Source organism: Archangium sp., from assembly GCF_045802675.1.
In the GTDB taxonomy this organism is placed as follows: domain Bacteria; phylum Myxococcota; class Myxococcia; order Myxococcales; family Myxococcaceae; genus Archangium.
Genome location: NZ_JBJMQO010000087.1, coordinates 21,319 through 43,401, shown reverse-complemented (window position 1 = coordinate 43,401; position 22,083 = coordinate 21,319). Strand labels below are relative to the sequence as shown.

19 protein-coding genes are annotated in these 22,083 nt (G+C 70.1%); 11 read left to right on the top strand and 8 right to left on the bottom strand.

Annotated elements, in window-relative coordinates; genetic code table 11:
• Nucleotides 1–107 precede the first annotated feature (107 nt).
• Together ACJ8AN_RS24980 and ACJ8AN_RS24975 are read right to left on the bottom strand one after the other, a co-directional pair.
• A complete protein-coding gene (locus tag ACJ8AN_RS24980; protein ID WP_407757962.1) occupies nucleotides 108–1,961 on the bottom strand; it encodes a fibronectin type III domain-containing protein in 1,854 nt (617 codons plus the stop codon).
• 590 nt (nucleotides 1,962–2,551) lie between these two features.
• Nucleotides 2,552–3,019 carry an Ig-like domain-containing protein gene (locus ACJ8AN_RS24975; protein WP_407757961.1) on the bottom strand — a complete coding sequence of 156 codons (468 nt, stop codon included), beginning with the start codon at nucleotides 3,017–3,019 and terminating at the stop codon, nucleotides 2,552–2,554.
• A gap of 385 nt (nucleotides 3,020–3,404) precedes the next feature.
• Between ACJ8AN_RS24975 and modA the strand changes: the two genes are divergently transcribed.
• Genes modA through ACJ8AN_RS24960 form a run of 3 tightly spaced genes read left to right on the top strand, consistent with a single transcriptional unit; the run spans nucleotide 3,405 to nucleotide 5,995 of the window.
• The gene (modA, locus tag ACJ8AN_RS24970) at nucleotides 3,405–4,244 is read left to right on the top strand and encodes a molybdate ABC transporter substrate-binding protein (RefSeq protein WP_407757960.1); all 840 of its coding nucleotides are present in this window, start codon (nucleotides 3,405–3,407) and stop codon (nucleotides 4,242–4,244) included.
• A gap of 3 nt (nucleotides 4,245–4,247) precedes the next feature.
• Nucleotides 4,248–4,925 carry a molybdate ABC transporter permease subunit gene (modB, locus tag ACJ8AN_RS24965; RefSeq protein WP_407757959.1) on the top strand — a complete coding sequence of 226 codons (678 nt, stop codon included), beginning with the start codon at nucleotides 4,248–4,250 and terminating at the stop codon, nucleotides 4,923–4,925.
• A complete protein-coding gene (locus tag ACJ8AN_RS24960) occupies nucleotides 4,907–5,995 on the top strand; it encodes an ABC transporter ATP-binding protein (RefSeq protein WP_407757958.1) in 1,089 nt (362 codons plus the stop codon). Before modB ends, ACJ8AN_RS24960 begins: the two co-directional genes overlap by 19 nt.
• An 87-nt stretch (nucleotides 5,996–6,082) precedes the next feature.
• On the opposite strand, the gene ACJ8AN_RS24955 is transcribed toward ACJ8AN_RS24960, so the two are convergent.
• Both ACJ8AN_RS24955 and ACJ8AN_RS24950 read right to left on the bottom strand, forming a co-directional pair.
• Nucleotides 6,083–6,838, bottom strand: coding sequence for an immunity 52 family protein (locus ACJ8AN_RS24955; protein WP_407757957.1), 756 nt, complete (start codon nucleotides 6,836–6,838; stop codon nucleotides 6,083–6,085).
• A 10-nt stretch (nucleotides 6,839–6,848) separates the two neighbouring features.
• Complete coding sequence (locus tag ACJ8AN_RS24950) at nucleotides 6,849–7,211, bottom strand: Tox-REase-5 domain-containing protein (RefSeq protein WP_407757956.1); 363 nt, start codon at nucleotides 7,209–7,211, stop codon at nucleotides 6,849–6,851.
• Nucleotides 7,212–7,438: 227 nt separating this feature from the next.
• Here ACJ8AN_RS24950 and ACJ8AN_RS24945 point away from each other — a divergent pair, with 227 nt between their 5' ends.
• Both ACJ8AN_RS24945 and ACJ8AN_RS24940 read left to right on the top strand, forming a co-directional pair.
• Nucleotides 7,439–9,106, top strand: a complete 1,668-nt coding sequence (locus tag ACJ8AN_RS24945; protein WP_407757955.1) for a serine/threonine-protein kinase — start codon at nucleotides 7,439–7,441, stop codon at nucleotides 9,104–9,106.
• Nucleotides 9,107–9,130: 24 nt separating this feature from the next.
• On the top strand, nucleotides 9,131–10,048 hold the full coding sequence (locus tag ACJ8AN_RS24940; RefSeq protein ID WP_407757954.1) for a DUF2381 family protein: 918 nt from the start codon (nucleotides 9,131–9,133) through the stop codon (nucleotides 10,046–10,048).
• Between the two features lie 75 nt (nucleotides 10,049–10,123).
• Here ACJ8AN_RS24940 and ACJ8AN_RS24935 read toward each other — a convergent pair whose 3' ends face one another.
• From ACJ8AN_RS24935 to ACJ8AN_RS24920, 4 genes are all read right to left on the bottom strand, one after another.
• Nucleotides 10,124–10,519 (bottom strand): response regulator, encoded by a 396-nt coding sequence (locus tag ACJ8AN_RS24935; protein ID WP_407757953.1) that lies wholly within the window; start codon nucleotides 10,517–10,519, stop codon nucleotides 10,124–10,126.
• Nucleotides 10,520–10,768: 249 nt separating this feature from the next.
• Nucleotides 10,769–12,199, bottom strand: coding sequence for an AcvB/VirJ family lysyl-phosphatidylglycerol hydrolase (locus ACJ8AN_RS24930; RefSeq protein ID WP_407757952.1), 1,431 nt, complete (start codon nucleotides 12,197–12,199; stop codon nucleotides 10,769–10,771).
• Nucleotides 12,196–14,745, bottom strand: coding sequence for a bifunctional lysylphosphatidylglycerol flippase/synthetase MprF (gene mprF, locus ACJ8AN_RS24925; protein ID WP_407757951.1), 2,550 nt, complete (start codon nucleotides 14,743–14,745; stop codon nucleotides 12,196–12,198). Before mprF ends, ACJ8AN_RS24930 begins: the two co-directional genes overlap by 4 nt.
• Nucleotides 14,746–14,773: 28 nt before the next feature.
• Nucleotides 14,774–15,184 carry a response regulator gene (locus tag ACJ8AN_RS24920; RefSeq protein WP_407757950.1) on the bottom strand — a complete coding sequence of 137 codons (411 nt, stop codon included), beginning with the start codon at nucleotides 15,182–15,184 and terminating at the stop codon, nucleotides 14,774–14,776.
• A 330-nt stretch (nucleotides 15,185–15,514) separates the two neighbouring features.
• On the opposite strand from ACJ8AN_RS24920, the gene ACJ8AN_RS24915 reads away from it, so the two are divergent.
• The 6 genes from ACJ8AN_RS24915 to ACJ8AN_RS24890 all read left to right on the top strand — a co-directional run bounded on the left by ACJ8AN_RS24915 (nucleotide 15,515) and on the right by ACJ8AN_RS24890 (nucleotide 22,074).
• Complete coding sequence (locus ACJ8AN_RS24915; RefSeq protein WP_407757949.1) at nucleotides 15,515–17,014, top strand: trypsin-like peptidase domain-containing protein; 1,500 nt, start codon at nucleotides 15,515–15,517, stop codon at nucleotides 17,012–17,014.
• A gap of 162 nt (nucleotides 17,015–17,176) precedes the next feature.
• Nucleotides 17,177–18,148: an efflux RND transporter periplasmic adaptor subunit gene (locus ACJ8AN_RS24910; RefSeq protein WP_407757948.1), complete on the top strand. Its 972-nt coding sequence runs from the start codon at nucleotides 17,177–17,179 to the stop codon at nucleotides 18,146–18,148.
• Nucleotides 18,149–18,150: 2 nt separating this feature from the next.
• Nucleotides 18,151–19,098: an efflux RND transporter periplasmic adaptor subunit gene (locus tag ACJ8AN_RS24905; RefSeq protein ID WP_407757947.1), complete on the top strand. Its 948-nt coding sequence runs from the start codon at nucleotides 18,151–18,153 to the stop codon at nucleotides 19,096–19,098.
• Entirely contained in the window at nucleotides 19,088–21,316 is a 2,229-nt protein-coding gene (locus ACJ8AN_RS24900; RefSeq protein ID WP_407757946.1) for a peptidase domain-containing ABC transporter, read from the top strand. The genes ACJ8AN_RS24905 and ACJ8AN_RS24900 overlap by 11 nt, the downstream gene beginning before the upstream one ends.
• 89 nt (nucleotides 21,317–21,405) lie before the next feature.
• The gene (locus ACJ8AN_RS24895; protein WP_407757945.1) at nucleotides 21,406–21,684 is read left to right on the top strand and encodes a mersacidin/lichenicidin family type 2 lantibiotic; all 279 of its coding nucleotides are present in this window, start codon (nucleotides 21,406–21,408) and stop codon (nucleotides 21,682–21,684) included.
• Between the two features lie 147 nt (nucleotides 21,685–21,831).
• The gene (locus tag ACJ8AN_RS24890; RefSeq protein WP_407757944.1) at nucleotides 21,832–22,074 is read left to right on the top strand and encodes a mersacidin/lichenicidin family type 2 lantibiotic; all 243 of its coding nucleotides are present in this window, start codon (nucleotides 21,832–21,834) and stop codon (nucleotides 22,072–22,074) included.
• Nucleotides 22,075–22,083 lie beyond the last annotated feature (9 nt).

Sequence of the window (22,083 nt, the reverse complement as noted above, 5' to 3'; positions counted from 1 at the left end):
TGGGTGTCTGGGTTTTGGGGATGACTCGACTGGGGCGGGCCAGGGATGTCCGGGGAGACAGTCCCTGGCCCGGTGCTGCAAGTGTTCGAGGCGGGGTTGCCCCTCGCTCAGAAGCCGGGGCCGGAGACCGTCACCGTGGCGGCGAACTCATCCGTCATGGGGGTGTCTGTCTCCACCGCCGCCGTGCCACGGCCTCGCGCGTCCGCGATGAGCTCCGCCGAGTGCGTGGCGCCCTCTCCCGTCACCGTCACCCGGTAACGGCCTCCCGGCGTCAGGAAGCGGCCCACCACCTCGAGGCCAATCCGGTTGCCACCGTTGGCGCCGATGGGTTCGATGCTGACGGTTCCAGACACGTCCTGGCCCGCCGAGCCGGTGAACTGGAAGTCGGCGCCGAACTGGAGGACGACGGCCTCCCGGACGAAGGTGGTCGTCTTGCCGAGCCCGTCGGTGGCGCGCGCGTACACGTAGATGATCTGCTCGGTCACCACCACCGGGGCCAGCCAGTTCGTCTCGTACTTGCCCGACTGGGGGTTGAGCGGGAGCGGCTGCCAGGCGGCGGGGTCCGGCTCCGGCGCCGCCTCGAGCGCCACGCCGAACGGCACCGGGTAGAGCTGCCAGTCCATGGCCGCCACACCCGAGCCCAGATCCTCCGCGGCCACCTGAAACAGGTGCGAGAGCCCCGACTCCAGGTGCGCGTCCACCACCGGCGAGAGCATGTCCACGGTGGGCGCATTGCGGTCCACGCGCACGTCGATGGCGGTCTGCACCGTGTGCTGCGCCGCGTCGGTGGCGCGAGCGCCCAGCTTGTGCGCGCCCTCCTCCACGGTGTTCGTGTCGAGGCGCGCCTCGTAGTAGCCGCTCAGGGTGTTGAAGCCCAGGGCGTTCCAGACGAGCCCATCCACCGTGTACTCGGCCCTGGAGACGCCGAAGTCATCCGACGCCTGGACCTGCAGGGTGAGGGGCGCCTGGAGCACGGCCCCGTTGGCCACGTTCACGATGCCCACCGTGGGTGCCAGGTCCACGCCGGTGAAGAACGACTGCACGGGGGAGACACCCGGATTGCCGGCCGCGTCCACCGAGCGCACCCGGTAGTAGTACGTCGTGCTCGGCTGCAGGCCCGAGAGGCGCACGCGGTGGCTGGCCGTCCGGGCCGCGTCCACCGCCGTCGAGGAGCCCAGCACCGTGGTGGTGCCGTACTCCACCTGCGAGCTCGCCAGCTCATCCGTGTTCCAGGTGATGTCCGCGGCCGTCGTCCCCGAGGGCGCGGCGGCCACGGCGCTCGCCACCGGAGCGCGGGTGTCCGTGGGCGTGGCGGAGACCTGGGCCGAGCGCGGCGACTCGTTGCCCGCCGCGTCCAGCGACGTCACCACATAGTAGTAGCGCGTACCGTTGCTCAGCCCCGAGTCCCGGTAGAAGGCCACCGAGGCACTGGCCACCTTCGCGTACGGGCCACCGGACGTCGTGCTCCGGTACACGGCGTAGCCCGCCAGGTCGGCCTCGCCATTGGCGCTCCAGGAGAGGTCCACGTAGCCACCATTGCTCGGGGCGGCCGGGGCCGTCGCCGTCACCCCCGTGGGCGTGGCGGGGGGATTGCCCACCACCACCACCGTGTACACCAGCCGCTGGTTGCCCTCTCCGTCCGTGGCGCGCACATAGAGGCTGTGGCTTCCATCCGCCACGGCCACGGAGCTCCAGGTGCCGCGGTACGTCGTCGACAGCAGGCTGCCGGACAGCGCCGTCCAGGCGCCATCGGCCGTGTCCACCTGGTACTCCACCCGGCTCACGCCCGAGCCCAACAGCCCATCATCCGCGCTGGCCTCGAGGGCCACCTGGCCACTGACGGCCGCGCCGTTGGACGGCTTGAGGATGCTGACGCTCGGCGGGGTCGAGTCCAAGCCGAGCAACGCGTTCGCGGGCGAGCCCACGAAGGACACCGCGAGGGCCGCGAGGGAAAACGACACGTGTACCGCCGACCTATGCCTCCAATGCATGCGCAACTCCATCCAGGGTGTGGGGGGGGTACGGCTGCTGCGGACAAGGCACGGCCCTGGCGGAGGCGGGCCCGAGGCCCGTCACCGGCGCGCTACGACACTCACTGAGACACAGGGCACGTCGTCACCCGGGCACCGCGAAAGCCCACCCGGGGGGGAGAACGCTGTCGGGCACCGGGCAAAGCGAGATTCGTGCCGTCCCCTGAACACTCGGGCTACCCCGTAGGGCCGGGGGATTACCGGAATCCTTTCCTTTGGGAATCCAAGGAGTTGCCTGCCCGCATGCCTGCCCCTTTTGCCAACCCCGGGTCCGAGCGGCTCGCACGCCCAGGCGACAATCCGGAAGTTCTTTCCGTCGCGCCGTGTGGAATCCGGCAAAAGCTACAGACCCCTGCCGTGCCGTTGCGGCCTCTGCAGCAGGGGCAACTGGCCGATTCAGGACGTGAAGCGGCCTGTCCGCGGTGCGGTCTGGCGAAAATACAGAAGCCCGGCGCGCTCACGCGGCGCACCGGGCCTCGGAAAGACTTTTCACGGAGTGTATGGATTGGCGGTGGCCCCGCTCACTTGCGGAGAAGTGCCGCCTGCAACTGCGTCCAGGAGTGCGGCTCTTCCCTCGAGGGCTCGCGCTCGGGGGACTCGGTGGGCCCGGCGGGGGGACGGACGACCTTCACCGTGAGGTACACGGTCCGGAGGTTGCCGGTGTAATCCGTGGCGCGGATGTAGAGCGCATGGTCGCCATCCGTCACGGAGGCGGTCCGCGTGCTGCCCGTGTATGTCATTGAGGCCTTGTCCAGGGCCAGCGGCGTCCACGCGCCCGTGGTGGAGTCGAGCTGGTACTCCACGCTGCGCACCCCCGAGCCCGTGGGCCCATCATCGGCCTGCACGGCGATCTCGAGCGCCCCATTCAGAGCCGCGCCCGTGGCGGGCCGCACCACCGTGACGCGCGGAGCCGCCGAGTACAGGCCGAGCACCGCGGCCAGCAGGTGCGCGCCCAGCAGGGACACGATGCCCAGCGGGGGCAGCCACATCGTCCACACTTCCGCTCCGATTTTCCGAGTCTTCTTGTGTGCCATCGCGAAGCTTCGACAAAGCTAGAAGCGTGCCGGGCTCCGGACACTCGGCCCGTACCCCGGGGCGCCTCGGGCCTCCCGTTCCTTTCTTTCGGGAAATCAGTGGGTTGGCCGATCTCTCCGGGCTGGGCCTGTCTTCACTCCTCGTCTCCGTCCGGTCCACCCCGGGCCGAAAAACAGGAGTTCTTTCAGCGTCTCCCGGGGGCACCTGGGAAAAACTCCAGGCCCCGTGTCAGTCACGTGACATGGCTCACGGTCCCGCGCGGCCTCTCTTCCGCCGCCACCGGCCCACAGGTCCCGTTAAGCTGCGGACTTTCGTGGTTCCGTCGCGGGAAGGGTCGCAATGAAGGCCATCGTGAAGGGGGCGCTCGCCGCGGGCGTGCTGCTCATCGTGGGAGCGGGCATCGTGGCCGGCCTGCGCGGCTCCGAGCCGTCCGCCGGTCCGGGAGGTGCGCCCTCCTCCGGGCCCCCGCGCCAGCGGACGCTGACCATCGCCGCGGCGTCGGACCTGAAGTTCGCGCTGGATGAGCTGCTGAAGGAGTTCCGCGCGAAGCACCCCGGCGCCCAGGTGCAGGTCACCTATGGCTCGTCGGGCAACTTCCTCGCGCAGATCTCCAACGGCGCGCCCTTCGATCTCTTCCTCTCGGCGGACGCGGCCTATCCGCGCAAGCTGGCCGAGCAGGGCCTGCTGTCCGATGACGTGTTCTCCTATGCGGTGGGCCGGCTCGTGGTGTGGGTGCCGAAGGGCTCGCCCCTGCCCGTGGAGCAGCGCGGCATGGACGCCCTGCGCGAGCCCGCGGCCAAACGCATCGCCATCGCCAACCCCCAGCACGCCCCCTACGGCCGCGCCGCCGAGGCCGCGATGAAGAGCAAGGGGGTCTACGACGCCGTGAAGGACAAGCTGGTGCTCGGGGAGAACATCGCGCAGACCGCGCAGTTCGTGCAGAGCGGCTCCGCGGACGTGGGCATCATCGCACTGTCGCTCGCGCTCGCCCCGGCCATGAAGGACCAGGGCCGCTATTGGGAGGTGCCGCTGGACGCCTACCCTCGCATGGAGCAGGGCGGCGCCATCCTCAAGCGGGCCGAGGATCCGGAGCTGGCCCGGCAGTTCCGCGACTTCCTGCTCGGCGCCGAGGGCAAGGCGCTCCTCGAGCGCCACGGCTTCTTCCTGCCGGGAGAGTGACGGGTGGACCAGGCCGCCATCCTGTTGAGCCTGCGGCTCGCCGCGTGGACGACGCTCATCCTCCTGGGCGTGGGGCTGCCCATCGCCTGGTGGCTGGCCTCCTCGCGCTGGCGGTGGAAGTTCCTCGTGGAGGCCGTGGTCGCGCTGCCGCTGGTGCTGCCCCCCACCGTGCTGGGCTTCTACCTGCTGCGGGTGCTCGGCCCGCGCAGCCCGCTGGGGCAGGTGTTCGAGTCCCTTGCCGGACACACCCTCCCCTTCAGCTTCCAGGGCCTGCTGCTGGCCTCGGTGCTCTACAGCCTGCCCTTCGCCGTGCAGCCCTTCACCGCCGCGCTGGCGGGGGTGGATCGCCGCCTCGTGGAGGCCTCGTGGTGCCTGGGCGTGTCGCGCTTCCAGACGTTCGTGCGCGTGGTGCTGCCCCTGTCCGCCACCGGCGTCCTCTCCGGCATGGTGCTGACGTTCGCGCACACGCTGGGCGAGTTCGGCGTGGTGCTCATGGTGGGCGGCAACCTCGAGGGCCGCACGCGCACGGCCTCCATCTCCATCTACGACTCGGTGCAGGCGCTCGACTACGCGTCCGCGAGCAGGACGGCGCTGGTGCTGCTCGTCTTCTCGTTCGTCGTGCTGGCCTTCACCTACGGGCTCCAACGCAGGGTGTGGACTTCATGGCCGGCACGCTCGTAGTCGACCTGGAGAAGCGCTTCCGCGGAGGCCCCACCGTGCGGGCCTCCCTGGAGCTGCCCGCCACGCCCGGCCGGGTCGCCGTGCTGTTCGGCCCCTCGGGCGCGGGCAAGACGACAGTGCTGCGGTGCCTCGCGGGGCTCGACAGGCCCGAGCAAGGCCGCGTCCTCTTCCACGGCGAGCCCTGGTGTGACACCGGGGCCCGCGTCTTCCTCCCGCCCCAGCAACGGCGCGTGGGGTTGCTCTTCCAGGACTACGCCCTCTTCCCCCACCTCACCGCCGCACAGAATGTGCAATACGGCCTGGCCCACCTGCCCGAGGCCGAGCGCCACGAGCGCTCGCGCTCCCTCTTCAGGCTGCTGCAGTTGGAGGGGCTGGAGGGGCGCAGGCCGCGGGAGCTCTCCGGCGGGCAGCAGCAGCGGGTGGCGCTGGCCCGGGCGCTCGCCATCCGTCCGCGCCTGTTGCTGCTGGACGAGCCCCTGTCCGCGTTGGATGCGCCCTCGCGCGAGCAGCTCCGGGGCGAGCTGCGGCGGCTCTTGCGAGAGCTGGGGGTGCCCACGGTGGTGGTGACGCATGACCGGTTGGAGGCGCTGGCGCTCGGGGATGACCTGGTGGCCATGGAGGGTGGCCGGGTGTGCCAGGTGGGGCCGGTGGCCGACGTCTTCAACCACCCGGCGGAGCTCGCGGTGGCGAGGATGACGGGGATTGAGACGGTGCTGCCGGGCACGGTGCTGCGGCGCGAGGAGGGGCTGGCCACGGTGGCGGTGGGCCCGCATCAGCTCATCGCCCTGGCGCCCGAGCAGGGAGGCGACGCGGTTTTCGTCTGCCTTCGCGCGGAGGACGTCACGCTGGGCCCTCCCGAGGCCGCGCCCACCAGTGCGCGCAACCGGCTGGCCTGCACGGTGGTGTCCGTCTCCCCCGAGGGAGCCCTGGTGCGCGTGGCGCTCGACGCGGGCTTTCCGCTGGTGGCGCGGGTGACGCGCTTCTCTCGTGAAGAGCTGGGGCTCGCCGAGGGCCGGCCCGTCACCGCCACCTTCAAGGCGCCCTCGGTGCGGCTCGTCCCGCGCCCGTGAGGCGGAGACGCGGACCCGCGCTCACGAAGCGTATGCGCTCAGCGAGCACTTCATGCCGCTGCTGCCTCATGTCGGGCGAGCTCGGCCCTACGTTCCCCCTGGAGCACGAGGCGGCTGCTCGACGACTGGCCTGAGCAGGCCGCGCTCCTCGAAGGACTGCTGGACGCGACGGCCCAGGGCGAGGTGCTCGGGATGGGCCGCGAAGATGGGCTCGGGGCCGAGGACGACGAGCGAGCCCTTGTCCTCCACCGGCTCGACGCGCACCGGCTCCGGCAGGGCCGCTGGCACCTCGCCCCACTGGCGCGAGAAGTACGTCAGCCAGCCCACGAAGGTGCCGGCACGCCCTGTCTGGGACAAAGCATCGCGGAAATCATCGGAGGCGGCGACGGCCCAGTCCGGCTCCCAGGCCCGCACCATGGCGCGCATCACCCCGGTGAGCACCGGGAGGGTGAGCAGACGGTCCCGCCCGGGTCCTTCCGAGGGGTAGTAGAGAAGAAGGTTGTTCGGAGCCACCTCAGCGAGAGAACCACAATGGAACGTCACCATTCCCCCCTCCCGGTTTGTCTGGTTCACCCGCACATGGCCCGTCCAAGCACCGAACATGAAACCGTCCCGTCCCTCCTGGTGCTTCTTCTTGCTGAAGAAGCGCACGAAGGTGTCGTAGGTGGGCTCGAACTGGAGCTGGAGCGCACGCTTGACCGAATTGTGCTTTTCGTACCAACGGGCGTAGTCGGGGTGGCAAGCGGACAGCATGCGGAAGAAGGTCTCCGCACGCCGCGCGCACTCCTGGGCCGACTCCGGGCGGCGGCCCCAATAGGCGGCTGCGTAATAGCTCTCGTTCATGCGTCTGGGCTCAAGGCTGGGGCTGCGTGTACTCCACTTCTATACTCGTGGTATTCCACTTCCCGAACAGCTTCCGGAAAATGGCGACCATCCGGGGCTCGGCCACGTGCCAGCGGACGCGCGACCCTCCCGCCAACCGTGTCTGCTTCTCCGCTTGTACCCTCAAACTCTTCAAGCCCTTGAAATTGAAAAGGGCGTCAAGCTTCCCATCAAACCACTGGTCGTACCCAAGCCCCTTGGCTTCCAGCAGTGTGTCTGTCTTTGGGTCGTATCCGTCGTACTGCACGCACTCACCGTCGCGGCAGACCTCGTAACACCAGCGCTTCGGAGCACTCGTCACCTGGGCCTGATAATCGCGGGACTCCTCGGACATGCTGGAGGTGAGGTGTCTTCCACCCACCGGCCAGATCCGCCAATGGGCGGCCATCCACCACCGCCCCCAACGGCCATTTGGAGGATGGTGACCCAAGAGCAACCGGATGCGCGCGCACCTCGTAGGAGCGCCGTCGGGCCTGCTCACCCACCACCCACCCAACCCAATACGTCCGGGGCCCTCCACCATCCCTCTGGTAGCCTCCAGGGTTTTCGGAGGCGGGCCAGATGCTCGACGGAAGCAGCGGACAGGCCAGGGACGAGTTGCCCTGGGGGTTGGCTCCCGGAACGGAGGTGGCTGGCTTCACCCTCGAGAGGCTGCTCGCCTCGGGCAGCTTCGGCACGGTGTACCGGGCGAGGCGGGGGGGACGGCCCTTCGCCCTCAAGCTGGTGCCCATGGAGCCACGGGGAGACCGGGAAGTAGAAGCCCTACGGCTGATGCGGCACCCGAACGTGGTGAGCTTCCACGGCTATGGCTTCTGGCCCGAGGAGCAGCCCCGCTTCCTGGTGCTGGCCCTGGAGTGGGTCGAGGGCCGCCCGCTGGACCAGTGGGCGCGGGAAGAGAATCTCTCCGCGCTCGAGCTAGTGATGCAGGTGCTGTTGCCGTTGGCCCTCACTCTGGCGGACGTTCACGCGGCCGGGGTCGTGCACCGCGACCTCAAGGACGCCAACATCCTCGTGCGCGAGGCGGACGGGCAGCCGGTGCTGGTGGACTTCGGCGCGGCGGGCCTCGAGGGAGCGCCGCGCCTGACACGGCTGCTCCCTCCCGGCACCGCGGAGTACCGCAGCCCCGAGGCGTGGCGCTTCGCACGCCAGTGGGAGGGCGAGCCCTACCCCTTCACGCCAGCGGATGACCTGTGGGCGCTGGGCGTCATCACCTACGAGTTGCTGACACGCACCCTTCCCTTCGGGGATCGGCACGACTCCGGGATGGTGCGTGCCGTCCTCGAGGAGACCCCCCCTGCCCCCCATGAGCTCAACCCGCGCGTGCCACGGGCTCTCGGGGAGGTGTGCATGCGGATGCTGGAGAAGGAGCCCGAGGCCCGGTACGCGGATGCGAAGGCGCTCGCGGCGGCCCTGGCCGCGGAGTGGGCCCAAGCCGACAGATCCTGGCGCGCGCCGTTCTTCTTGGAGGGCCGTCGCGACAAGAGCCCATCGCCCGCCCCCGCTGCACCTGGAGCCCAGGCCCGCTCGCGAGGGTGGCTCGTGGGGCTCGTTCTTGTCGCTGCCGTGGGGGTGTTCGCCGTGCTCGCCCAACGCTGGGGGTCGCGGCTCCCGTCTCCATCGCAGCAGGCCAGTCCTCGCCAGGAAGTGGCGCCCGCCCAGGTGACGGGAGACGTTGGGCCCGGCGCGGAACCTCGGAAGTCACCCACCCCCGCGCCCGTCGCCAGCGCGACGCACAGCGAGAACCCACCGATGAAGACCTCCAAGACACTCCGCACCCTGGTTGCCGCCGGCTGCACTGTCGGCTCCGCCTGCGCGAGCGGCCCGCAGCTGCGCCCGCCTCCCCCGGAGGATTGTCCGCCCGGAGCGCAGGCGACGCACGAGCGGCTCGGTTTCTTCAATGGCCAGATACATGGGGCGCTCATCACCCCGATCAACGACCAGCACGTGGTGGAGGCGAGGCCCATGACACGGGGGCCAGTGGAAGCGGAGATCCTGGGGACCTGGAGAGAGCTCCCGCTCGGTTCGTTGATCTCGGGGGAGCTCTTTCCGGTGAAGGGGCGGGTCTACGGTCGCTTCACCCAGGTTCAGCTCCCCACGGGTGAAACCTTCCCCGTGTGCCTGGTACTGGGCATGGACGGCCTGGGCGTACGACCGGAGCGCGGGGGCTCGCCCGAGCGGCCCAACGTCCTCACCAGCATCACCGTCAAAGTGGTTGAACGCTTTCGTTGAGCCAGGCCCAGGAGACCGTTCTCCGTGCTCCCCACCTCCCCTCTCTCCCTTCTGGTCCTGGCACTGCTTCAAGGGTCCCCCGGTGTCGTGCGCCCGCACGCCGCAGCCACCTGCCAGGACGTTCAGCGCATTGAATTGTCACGGGAGCCCGGCACGCGGGAGATCTGCGTCAGTCCCGGTCTGTTGACGGGGTTCATCTTCGACACCCCGGTCCAGGTGGAGTTGCAGGACGAGGTGCGCTTCGCGGAAGTCACGCGAGGCCGCAGCCGCACCAGCATTGGCATCATGCCTGCCGAGGACATGGTCCCCGGGGAACGTCTCCGTCTCACGGCTCGATATGACGAGGGTGTGAGCGTCAGCTTCGTACTGGTGCTCCACTCAGGACAGGCGACACATCAGGTGGAGGTGTATCGCGACAAGCGCACCCGGGAGTCCCTCCTGCATGAGGTGGAGCAGGAGCACGCGAAGAATCAGCAACTCCAAGGCGAGCTCGAGCAACTCCGGTACCAATTCGAGCAATTTCGTGCCGGGTGCGGAGACCCGGCTGGGTTACGGAGGCTCATCGCCAGCGGGACGATGAGCCGGAACGGAATCCGTATCGAGCACTTCAGAAGCGAGCTCGTCGGGTACACCGAGGGCTCCCTCTCCGTGGCCAGGGGCACCAGCTATCGCTCCGACGAACGGGTCGCGGTGGAGGTGTGGCTGCGGAACTCTGACACGGAGCCCTGGACGGCAACGGGTGCGACGCTGGTGGATACCAGGGGCAAGCGGCCGCGAGGCATGAGGCTCTGGCAGGCGTCGGCCATCCCGCCAAAGCAATCGGTGATGGTGGTGGTCGAGGTTGAGGCGGGCCAGGACGAGCCTCTCGGTGACGTCACGCTGGTGCTGAGCGAGGACGGTCCGCGCTCCATCACCCTCACGGGCGTGGCGGTTCCCCCATGAACGACGAAGGCCCTGGGGGGAGCGCATCCCCTCCGGAGCCTGGTCATTCCCACGCCTGGGAGGAACAACAGCGGGTCAGAGGCCCGTCTGGCGCGAGGTGGCCAGGGACAGGGCCGCCGAGCGCAGATCCTCCAGGTCCGAGGACGGCTCGAGCACGCAGGCGCCGGGGATGCGCGCCATGCGCTCGCGCAACTTCGGACTGGTGAAGGCGGCGTAGAGGATGACGGGCACGTCCGGGTGGTGGGCGCACCAGCGCGCGAGCGTCTCCAGGCCGGCATCGCCCAGCACCCGCGCGTTGCAGATGACGAGCTCCGGCACCTGCGCCGAGAAGAGGTCCCCGGCGAGCAGCTGGACGGCATCGCGCGCGTCCTCGACCACGCCCACCTGGAAGCGCTCCTGCGCGAGCATGTCGCACATCACCTGGCGACGCTCCTTCAGGTTCTCGATGAGCAGCACCTGGCCCTGGAACACGACCGTACGCCTCCGCGGCTCGCTCCAGAACCCTGCCCGCCCCGCCCTCGACTCCCTGTTCTGGCTCAACACTGCGCTGGCTTCCATGACGGCTCAGTCCTCCGTAGCGACCGGCTGCCCTCATGAGCATACGCCGTGCCGCCCAAAGCGCGCCGCGCCATAGCACGAACACGCCCGGAATGACTAAACATCCCCGAACAGTCTGACCAGTCCGTGGGGCAGGGAGAAACGCCACACTGTGGCTTTCCGCTACAGCCCGTGCCCCTCCCGCAGCGGCTCCAGGATGGCCCGCCCCACGGCGGCGTAGTCCCCTCCGAAGTGGTGACCTCCTTTGAGCATCACGGATTTCGCGCCGGGCACGTCCGTGAGCAGCGGGCAGAGGCTCTCGCCGGCCTCGTCACTGCCGTAGATACAGACGAGGGGAAGCCCGCCCAGGGCCTTCACCTCGGGCAGTACGGGCTCTCCCCCACCGCCGCCCACCAGGTCCATCACGTGGATCTCCAGCTCCGCCTCCTGGCTGGCGGCGATGAGGGCCAGCGAGCGCACCGGCTGGCGCTGCTCGGGGGAAAGCCGGGCCACCACGGACGGGAGCACATCCGCGCCGCGCGAGTAGCCCACCAGCACCACGCGCTTCTTCCCCCAGGCCGGCAGGTAGTGGGCGAGGAGGCGGGCCAGGTCCCCCGCCGTCTCCTCGGGGGTGCGCCGCTTCCAGAAGTAGCGCAGCGAGTCCAGGCCCACCACCGGCACGCCCTCGGCGGCCAGCGTCGCGGCCACCTCCTTGTCGATTCCCGCCCAGCCCCCGTCCCCGGTGAGCAGCACCGCCAGGGCCTCGCCCGCCTCCTTCTGTGCGGGCACCTCCACGAGCGGGAGGTCCGACACGTCCACCAGGGCGCTCCCGTCCGGGGCCTGGGTGGTGGTGATGGGGGGCGGAGGCTCGGACAGCTTCAGCACCTCGGCCTCGGCCTCGAGGAGCGCGTCCTTCCAGGGGGCCGCGGGCGACAGCACATGCCCGGCGCCGGGCACCCCCTCCACCGTGACGCCCTGCATGCCCTCGGCGAAGGCGCGGGTGCGCTCGGGGGGCGTCACCGTGTCCTTCGCCCCCACCAGCAAGCGCACCGGCGCGGGCAGCTCCCTCACCGGCAGCAGCCGCTCCGCCCTGCCATCCGCCGTCCGCTGGCGCTCGAGCCCACTGCCCTTGCAGAACCTGCCCGCCATGCGCACTTCTGGCGCGAAGCCCAGGGCCACCAGGCCCCGGAAGGTGCCCACGGGCGCCTGCAGGAGGCTCGCGTACGCCAGCTTCGCCCCCGAGGACTGGCCCACCAGCACCGGGTGCAGGTACTCGGGCAGGGCGAACTTCTTCTGGGCGAACTGGCTCAGCGACTCCAGGTCTCCCGCGGGGTAGCCACAGCGCTTGTCCATGCCCAGCGCGGTGAAATACGCGAAGCTGTCCACCCCCAGCACCAGCGTCCCCTTCGCCGCCAGCGCCCGGGCCAGCTCCTGCTCGCCCGCGGCCCAGCCGCCCTCACCCGACAGGAAGAGGACGACGTCGCGCGGCGCGCCCTGGGGCCGCACCACCGCCACCCGTCCGAAGCGGCCGAAGGAGAGCGACTCGCCCGCGGCCGCCCCGGCGGAGGACGCGAGCAGCATGCACGCCATGACGGCCAGGCTCCCGAGCTTCATCGCGTCACCACCCCGGTGATGCCGCGCGACACCAGCGCGGCGATGCCCGCCAACACCCGCGGGAGCGCCAGCCCCCCGGGCGCCGCCAGGTAGCGCGGCGTCCAGACCGGGTGGAACTTCTCCTTGAACTGCCGCAGCCCCTGGAAGTTGTAGAAGTGCTCGCCGTGGCCGAAGACGAACGAGCCCATCCGGTGCCAGAGCGGCGCGAGGCTGTGTGACTCGAAGCCGGAAAAGGGCGCCATGCCCAGGTTGAAGCGCTGGTAGCCCTGCTCGTGTCCCCACAGCATCAGCGAGGTGAAGAGGTACTCCATGGCGCCGCGCGGGGCCCCCGGCAGGTAGCGCATCAGGTCCACCGACAGCTCCACCTTCGTCCCGGGCGCCCAGAGGTTGGCGAAGCCCAGCAACTCGCCCTGCTGGCGCACCACCGCCACCGGCCCTTCCTTCATGTAGCGCTCGGAGAAGTAGCCCAGCGAGAAGCCCTTCTCGCGCGTGTGCTTCTCCCCGAGCCACATATCGGAGATGTTCCGCAACCGGGGCAGCAGCTCCAGCACGGCCTCGCGTGGCACCACCTCGAAGCTCAGGCCCTCCTTCTCCATCTTGCGGTGGGCGTGGCGCAGGCCCCGGCGCTCGGGGACGTCCAGGCGGAAGTCGCCGAGCGGCACCGTGGCCTCCTCGCCCAGCTTGAGCAGCGCCAGCCCCAGGTCCAGGTAGCGCGGCAGCGACGAGGGCCCCACCTGGTAGAAGCACGTCCAGCCGTGGTGCGCGTCCACGAGCTCGCGGAAGCGCCAGGCCAGCTCCGTGCCCTCCTCCTGCGTGCCCACGGGGTCGCCCATGGCCACCCACGTGCGCCCGGACACGCCGTACATGAGGAAGGCCGTGTCCTTCTCGTTGAAGAGGAGCGTCTTGTCGCCCACCAGGGCCAGGTGGCTGGTGGACTCGGGCGAGCGCGCCACCAGGGGCCGGGCCCGCGCCAGCTGTGCCTCGCTGGGAGGCGGCAACCGCGGGGACGAGGGCGCGAGCAACCGCGCCACGCCATACACCAGCACCACGCCCACCACGCCCACCGAGGCGCGCAGGAAGCGCGGTGCGTCCCCCTCGAAGGTGAAGCGCCACCACAGGTCGCCGCTGTAGTCGACGTGCCGGTAGGAGAAGAAGCCGAGCCACACCGAGGCGCCCACCACGGCGGCGATGGCCATCAACCACGGCGGGCTGAAGCGCTCGGCGAAGAGCGAGGTGCGCCGGTAGAACTGCTCGCGGAACGGCCCGAGCGCGAGCGCCAGCGCGAAGAGCAGCGTGGCCTCCTCGTAGTCGATGCCCTTCACCAGCGACAGCACGCCGCCGCTCACCAGCAGCCCCATGGCCAGCACATAGGCCGCGTCCAGCCGGCGCTGCAGGCCCCGCCCGAGCAGCAGCAGCGACACCCCCACGAGGCTGCCCAGCAGGTGGGACAGCTCGACGAGCGACAGGGGCAGCAGCCGCTTGAGGACGAGGAGCCGATCCTGCTCGGTGGGCGTCGCGCCGGAGAAGAGCAGGATGGTGCCCGCGAGCACGGCGCCAGTGGCGGCCACCAGTGGCACCACCGTGCCGAAGGAGGATCGGGCGCCCTTGAGCAGGCGCGTCACCTGCTCGCGCCGGTGCGCCAGCTCGTTGCCGCCCAGGAGCAGCGAGGCCATGACGAAGGGCGCGAGGTAGTAGATGGCCCGGTAGGCCACGAGCACGCCGAGCACCGTGGGTGTGGGGATGCGCGGCGAGAGGGCCGCGAGGATGATGGACTCGAACACGCCGAGACCTCCGGGAACCTGACTGACGAGCCCGGCCACCTGGCCGAGCATGAAGAGCGCGATGAACACCGGAAGCGACACGCCGGCCTCCGGGGGCAACAGCAGGAAGAGCACCAGCGCGGCGAGCAGCCAGTCCGCGCCCGACACGGCGAGCTGCGCCAGGGCCATGCGCGGCGAGGGCAGGGACACCGGCATCCCGCGCACGGTGAGCGGCTGACGCCAGCGGGCACACACGCCGACGTAGCCCACCGCGAGCAGCAGCAGGAAGAGCCCCAGCACGCGCAGCGCGCCCACGGGCAACAGGGACAGGCCTCGCACCTCCACCGGCGTCACGGCGAAGGCGAGGCCTCCGGTGGCGAGCAGGCCCAGCCAGAGGGTGAGGCCACAGAAGACGGCCACGCGGGTGATGTCTCGCGCGGACAGGCCCCAGGCGGAGTACAGGCGGTAGCGCACCGAGGCCGAGCTCAGCATCGCCACCCCGACGTTGTTGCCGAAGGCGTAGGCGATGAAGGAGGCCATGCCCACGCGCGCATAGGGCAGCCGCTGCTCCACGTACCCGAGCGCCAGGACGTCATACAGCGTCAGCAGCGCGTAGTTGACGGCCGTGACGAACACGGCCAACGCGAGGCGCGAGCCTGGAAGGGAGCCAATCCCCGCGGCCACGTCACTCCAGTGGAACGCGGCCACCTCCCGGTGGAGCACCCACACCGCCGTCACCAGCAACACCCCGGGCAGCAGCGCGGTAAGGACTCGTCTGGGATTCATCCGCGCCTCATGAGGACATGGCCCGCACTCAGTGCAGGAGGATCATCTCGCGCGCCAGTTCCTTCAGTTGCTCGAGCTCGAAAGGCTTGTCGAGCACCCGCGCGGCCCCGAGACGCTCCACCTGCTCGCGCAGCTCGTCATCGCCGAACGCGGTGATGAGCAGCACGGGCGTGGCCCACGAGTCGCGGCGCAGGCGGGCAAGCACCTCCACGCCCGAGAACCCCGGCATCCGCACATCGGAGATGATGAGATCCGGAACCCAGGGCGCCCCGTCTTCGGTGAGTCCGGCGATGAGGGTCTTGATGAGCCCCGGTCCATCCTGGGCGACCACCACCTCGTACCCCTCGCGCGCCAGCATGCCGCACAGGAGCGCTCGCATCTCGGCCTGATCCTCCGCGAGCAGCACCCTCAACGGCCGGTTCTCCAGCTCCAAACCCACCTCCTGATCGTGGTTTGAGTTCCATCTGAAGCAGGCTCCGTGCCAGGGCCTCCCGAGGGCGGGCCCATGGCAGACATACCGTCCCCCGGGCCTGGGAAGGGCGGATTGCCCCAACGAAGCCCTGTCTGGGGCATTCCGCCCCGAGTACCCCCCCGGCCTCGCACGGGGCGCGAAGGCACCCCGGACGCGTTCTTCGAGGGAAATAAACCTCTCGCTTGCTTGTAGTGGAGGCCAGCACGAGCCGTAGGACCCGCATTGGCGCGAGGTCTGCAAAACGGCTCTCGCACGAACCCCCGGCCGGGCGTTCGAGCCCGGCGGAAAGGAGCAACCGTGTCCTCTCCCATCCGTTCTCGCAGCTCCGTACGCGGCTTCCTCCTCCTGTCCTGCATGGCGCTGGCCGCCTGCGGACAGGCGAATGGCACGCCGCTACCCGCGCCCCCGGCATCCCAGCCGGCGAGCGCGCCCGTGGCGGCCGCCACCGCGTCCGCGGCCGTACCCGTGTCCGTGCCCGAGGTGTCGGTGCCCACCTCGGGCTCACTCGCCCCACTCGTCGAGTCGGTGAAGGGCGCCGTCGTCAACGTGGAGGTGCAGTCGCGCCCGCGCATCGCGACGCGGGGAGACCTCCCCTTCCCGCCCGGTCTGGCCGAGCGCTTCGGCCTCCCATTCCAGGGCCAGCCCCGGGGCGAGCCGCGGGGCCCCGTGCAGCAGGGACTCGGCTCGGGCTTCCTCATCGATGACCGGGGCACGGTGCTCACCAACAACCACGTGGTGGAGGGCGCCGAGCACGTGCGCGTGAAGCTCGACGACGGGCGGGCCTTCGACGCCGAGGTGCTCGGGAGGGATCCGCTCACGGACGTGGCGCTGCTGCGGCTCGAGGGCGCGCCGAAGGGACTGCCCTTCGTGGCGCTCGGCGACTCGGACGCCACGCGAGTGGGTGACTTCCTGGTGGCCATCGGCAACCCGTTCGGCCTGGCCTCGAGCGTGAGCAGCGGCATCCTCTCGGCGCGTGCCCGGGACATCCACTCGGGCCCGTACGACGACTTCCTCCAGACGGACGCGGCCATCAACCCGGGCAACTCGGGCGGCCCGCTCTTCAACCTGAAGGGCGAGGTCATCGGGATGAACACCGCGATCATCCGCGACGCCACGGGCATCGGCTTCGCGGTGCCGAGCAACCTCATCCGCTCGCTGCTGCCGCAGCTGGAGAAGTCGGGCGTGGTGCGCCGCGGCTGGCTGGGCCTGTCGGTGCAGGACCTGACGCCGGACCTGGGCAAGGCGCTGGGGCTGGACGTCGACAAAGGCGCGCTCATCGCCAACGTGAACCCGGGCAGCCCGGGCGCGAAGGCGGGCCTGCGCGACGACGACGTCATCACCGAGGTGGAAGGCAAACCGATCACGTCCGCGGGCACGCTGACGCGCACGGTGGGCCTGCTGCAGCCGGACAGCCGGGTGAAGGTGCACGTGCTGCGCGAGGGCAAGCCGCTGGAGCTGCAGGTGACGCTCGGCACGAGGCCGGCGCTCGAGGGAGAGCCCCAGGTGATGCCGCGCGACGAGAGCACGGCACCGGCTCAGCAGCGGCTGGGCCTGCGGCTGATGGATGACCCCGAGGGCAACGGGGCCCGCGTGGCGGCGGTCGAGCCGGGAAGCCCGGCGGAGCGCGCGGACATTCCGCCGGGGGCCCTTCTGCGCCAGGTGGGCAACCGCAAGGTGACGAGCGCCGCCGAGGCGGCGGAGGTGCTGCGCTCGGCGAGCTCGGGCACCACGCTGCTGCTCCGGGTGCAGCCGCCCCGCTCGGACGTGGCCCTGCTGCGCGCGCTGACGGTGCCGTAGCCCACGAGTGCCGCGAGGCGTGCATGCCGGGTTGACGAGCCGTCCGTCTCACGAGCGGGCGGGCGGGCTCGCTTCTCCGGCATCACACGACTCCTCGATAAATCGTCACAACGCCGCTGCGCCGTATCACCCCGTGTGGGACCTGCCACGGGGAGACACGGGATGCGTCGTTGGGTGCGGATGACGGCAGTGGGATGGGGATTGGCCTGCCTGGGGAGCATGGGGGCTGCCGCACCCGCCCTCGCGAGCTCCCATGAGAATACGAGTGGAAGTGGCCCATCGCCCGCCCCGGTGGTGGTTGATGGTGCCGCTTCCCGCTCGGAGGGTAGCGAGCCCTTCCTCGGCGTTGTCATTCCCAATGACTCCGTGCAGGTGAGCTCCCGCTTCGACTCGCGGCTGGACAAGCTCGAGGTCGAGGTCGGCCAGTCCGTGCACGCGGGCCAGGTGCTCGCCCGGCTCGACACGCGCTCGCTGCAGGAGCAGCTGGCCGCCGCCGAGGCCACCCTCCAGGGCTCGCGCGCCGAGGAGCGCGCCGCCTCGCTCGCCCTCTCCGAGGCCCGTGCGAAGAAGGTCCGCTACTTCACCCCGCGTTCGCTGCAGCTGGGCGTCTATTCCCAGGAGGAGCTGGACAGGGTGCGCTACGAGGAGAGCACCGCCAACGCCCGCCTGCAGGCGGCCCGGGCGACGACGCTCCAGCGCCAGGCGCAGGCGGCCGAGCTGCGGCAGAACCTCGAGGATGCCACGCTGGTGGCGCCCTTCGATGGGGTGGTGGCCGCGAAGCTCACCAGCCCCGGAGCGCGCCTGGCCGCGGGGCAGCCCGTGCTCAAGCTGCTGGGCACCGGTGGCTGGAAGGTGCGCTTCGCCGTGCCCGAGGACTCCGCGCGGAATCTCCAGCAGGGGGCGCCCCTGGAGGTGAACGTCCTTCAGCGCGCCCTGTCGCTCCCGGCCATCGTGGAGAGCATCGCGCCCGAGGTGGATTCCGCCGCGCGCCTCGTCTTCGCCACCGCCACCTTCAACCAGACACCGCCCTCCGAGCTCTCCTCCGGCATGGTCGTCCACGTCCGTCCGGGCCCCACGCAGTTGCTCGGGAGCCAGGGCACGGGCGGCTCGGAGCCCTCGGGGGCCACGCCTTGAACATGGAAGCCAGTCAACGCACCCGCATCTTCCGCGAGGAGGCCCTGCGTCATCACGAGGGCTCGCAGGACGAGGGAGATCTCCTCCGCATCTCTCCGCAATGGACCCGGTGGACGTACTGGGTGCTGATCGCCCTGGTCCTCTGCGCGGGCGTCTACTCGCTGCTCGGCACCATCCCCGAGTACGCCTCGGGCCCCGCGGTGGTGAAGGTCGAGGGCCGCAGCGATCTCACGCCCCAGCAGCCGGGCATCGTCGCCTCGGTGAACGTGAAGCCCGGGCAGCGGGTGGAGGCCGGGCAGCCGTTGGTGAGCTTCCTCTCGCAGGAGGAGACGGCCACGCTCGAGCGCATCCAACGCGAGTTCGAGCTGCAGCTCGTCCGGGTGCTGCAAGATCCATCGGACGAGTCCGCGCGCCAGGCCCTCACCTCGCTGCGCGCCGAGCGGGAGCTGGCGCAGGCGCGGCAGCAGGCGCGCACGTTGACGGCGCCGCACGCGGGAGTGGTGAGTGCGCTGCGCGTGAGGCAGGGCCAGTACGTCAACCCGGGCGAGAACGTGGTCTCCGTGGTGGGCGACGACGTGCACGTGACGCTGGTGGCGCTGCTGCCCGGCGGCTACCGGCCGAGGCTCGAGCCGGGCAAGCCGCTGCGCGTGGAGCTCAACGGCTTCAGCCACGAATACCAGACGTTCAAGATCGAGTCCGTGGGAGACCAGGTGATTGGACCCACGGAGGTACGGCGCTACCTCGGGCCGGACAGCGGCGACGCGGTGCAGCTGTCGGGGCCGATGGTGTTGGTGAGGGCGCGCATCGACTCGCCGACGTTCACGCTCAAGGGAAAGACGTTCAACTACTTCGACGGGATGCTGGCCCAGGCTGAGGCACGCGTGCGCACCGAGCGCATCCTCGTCACGCTCATTCCAGGACTGAAGGGAGCATTGGGACATGAGGACTGAGGCTGTTCGGCATCCGGGGCTCACGGAGCGTTTCCCCGCGTTCCGCAACCTGCGCGTGAAGGGCCGCGAGCGCCGGATCCCCATCGTGCGTCAGCTCTCGGAGATCGAGTGCGGTGCCGCGTGTCTGGCCATGGTGCTCGGCTACCACGGCAAGCCGGTGCGTCTGGAGGAGGTGCGTCAGGCGATGGGCGCGGCCCGCGATGGCGTGTCGGCGCTCGACATCCTGCGCACGGCCCGCACCTTCGGGCTGCGCGGGCGCGGTGTCTCGGTGGACGAAGAGGCCCTCGCCTATCTGCCCGCGGGCACCATCCTGCACTGGCAGTTCTCGCACTTCGTCGTCTTCGAGAAGCTGGGGCGCGATGGCGTGCACCTGCTCGATCCGGGCCATGGCCGGCGCAAGGTGTCGCTGGAGCGCTTCCGCCAGTCCTTCACGGGCGTGGCCCTGCTGCTCGAGCCGGGGGAGAACTTCGAGACGGGCAAGAAGCCCAAGGCCAAATCCGCCGCGAGGTACGCGCTGCAGGTGCTCCAGCAGTCGCACGTGCTCCATCGCATCATCGTCGTCTCGCTCATCCTCCAGGTCTTCGCGCTCGCGGTGCCGGCGCTCACGGGGCTGATCATCGACCGGGTGGTGCCTCGGGGGGACAAGCAACTGCTGCTGGTGGTGGGCCTGGGCTTCATCTCGCTCGCCGGCTTCCAGCTGCTCACCTCGCTCATCCGCAGCCATCTGCTGCTCGAGCTGCGCACGCGCATGGACTCGAACATGACGCTCGGCTTCCTGGAGCACATGGTGGGTCTGTCCTATGCCTTCTTCCAGGTGCGAGCCGCGGGCGACCTGATGCAGCGGCTCAACAGCAACACCACCGTGCGAGAGATTCTCTCCTCCAGCACGCTCTCCGCCCTGCTCGATGGCGCCCTGGTGGTCATCTACCTCGTGCTGCTGTTCATCATCAGCCCGTCCATGGCGCTCATCGTCCTGGGGCTCGGCAGCCTGCAGATCCTCATCCTCCTGCTCTCCACGCAGCGCCAGCGCGCGCTCATGTCGGAGAACCTGGAGGTCGAGGCGAAGAACCAGAGCTACCAGATTGAAATGCTCACCGGCATCCAGACGCTGAAGGCCTTCGGCGTGGAGCACCAGGCGGTGCAGAAGTTCTCGGAGAGCTTCGTCAACGTGCTCAACGTGTCGCTGAAGCGGGGCCGGCTGTCGGCGTGGGTGGACGCGCTCACCGGGACGCTGAAGCTGGTGGCCCCGCTGCTGTTGCTCACCTTCGGCGCCCTCCAGGTGCTCGCGGGGACCATGACGCTGGGCACCATGATGGGGCTCACCGCGCTGGCCGGGGCGTTGCTCGTGCCACTGGGCAATCTCGTCACCACCGGCTCGCAGCTCCAGCTGCTGCGCAGCTACATCGAGCGCATCGACGACGTGCTGGACACCCCGCCCGAGCGCGACCCGGCGAAGCCCGGCCGGCAGGCGAAGCTCAAGGGCGGCATCGAGCTGGACCGGGTGTCGTTCCGCTACGCGAGCACCTCGCCGCTGGTGGTGCAGGACGTGTCGCTGTGCATCGAGCCCGGCCAGTCCGTGGCCATCGTTGGCCGCTCGGGCGCGGGGAAGACGACCCTGGCCAACCTGTTGCTCGGCCTGTACCTGCCCACCTCCGGGCGCGTGCTCTTCGATGGGGAAGACCTGGCGGAGTTGGATCTGCACTCGGTGCGCGGCCAGATGGGCGTGGTGCCGCAGGAGCCGACCTTCTTCAGCTCCACGCTGCGTGGCAACATCGCCATCAGCGACCCGGCCGCCCCGTTGGAGCCCGTCCTCGAGGCCGCCCGGCTCGCCCAGCTCCATGGCGACATCATGGGCATGCCCATGACCTACGACACGCCCCTGGTGGACCGGGGCGCATCGCTCTCGGGTGGGCAGCGGCAGCGGCTCGCGCTGGCCCGGGCGCTGATGCAGAGGCCCGCGGTGCTGCTGCTGGACGAGGCCACCAGCTCCCTGGATGCCATCACCGAGGCCCGGGTGCAGCAATCCCTCGCATCGCTCCAGTGCACGCGCGTCGTCATCGCCCACCGGCTGAGCACCGTGGTGGACGCGGACGTCATCCTCGTCATGGACGAGGGCCGGCTGGTGGAGTCCGGCAAGCACCAGGAGCTGCTCCTGCGCGGCGGCATCTACGCGGAGCTGGTGCGCGCCCAGGTGCAGAAGACGGGGCGGCTGGAATGACCATGGCGTGAGGCCGTCACGCGCCACCGCGACGTGCTCCATCCAATTGCCAGCCCTCGATGGCTGGCATCAACCCCTGGAGGAAGCACATGAAGAAGGAATTGATCATCCGCGCCTGGAAGGACCCGACGTTCCGCGCCAGTCTTTCCCCCGAGGAGCGCGCGTCCCTCCCCGAGTCTCCCTCGGGAAGGTCGATGACCGAGCTCGACGAGAGCGAGCTGACCGAGGTCAGTGGCGGCGTGAGGAAGGGTCAGCAGTACTCGGTCGATACCTTCGGCCGCTGCGCCGCCCCGTCGTGGAACTGCACCCTCAACTCCTGCGGCATCGTGGCCTGCCAGACGGGCGCCGAGTGTCCCCCGACGATCTGAGGGACTCCCTCTGAGCCGGCACCTCCAGCGCCACCGGTGAGCCTCGGCCGCCGGTGGCGCTGTGCTTTTCGTCACAAAGAAAGGCCCTCCCACTCCACCCCTCCAAGCCGCGCCCCAAAGGCGCTTTCCCACCCTGGAGAAGACACCATGAAGAAGGAATTGATCATCCGCGCCTGGAAGGATCCCGCGTTCCGCGCCAGCCTCTCCGCCGACGAGCGGGCCTCCCTTCCCGAGAGCCCCTCCGGCAGGGCGCTGACCGAGCTCGACGAGAGCGAATTGAACGGCATCATCGGTGGCCGGGCGGCGGCGTTGGAACCCGCCACGGGCTGCACCGGTCCCGTCCGCGAGACGTGCGGAATCATCAACTGCACCATCGTCGCGGAACTCTGATCGGCTCCC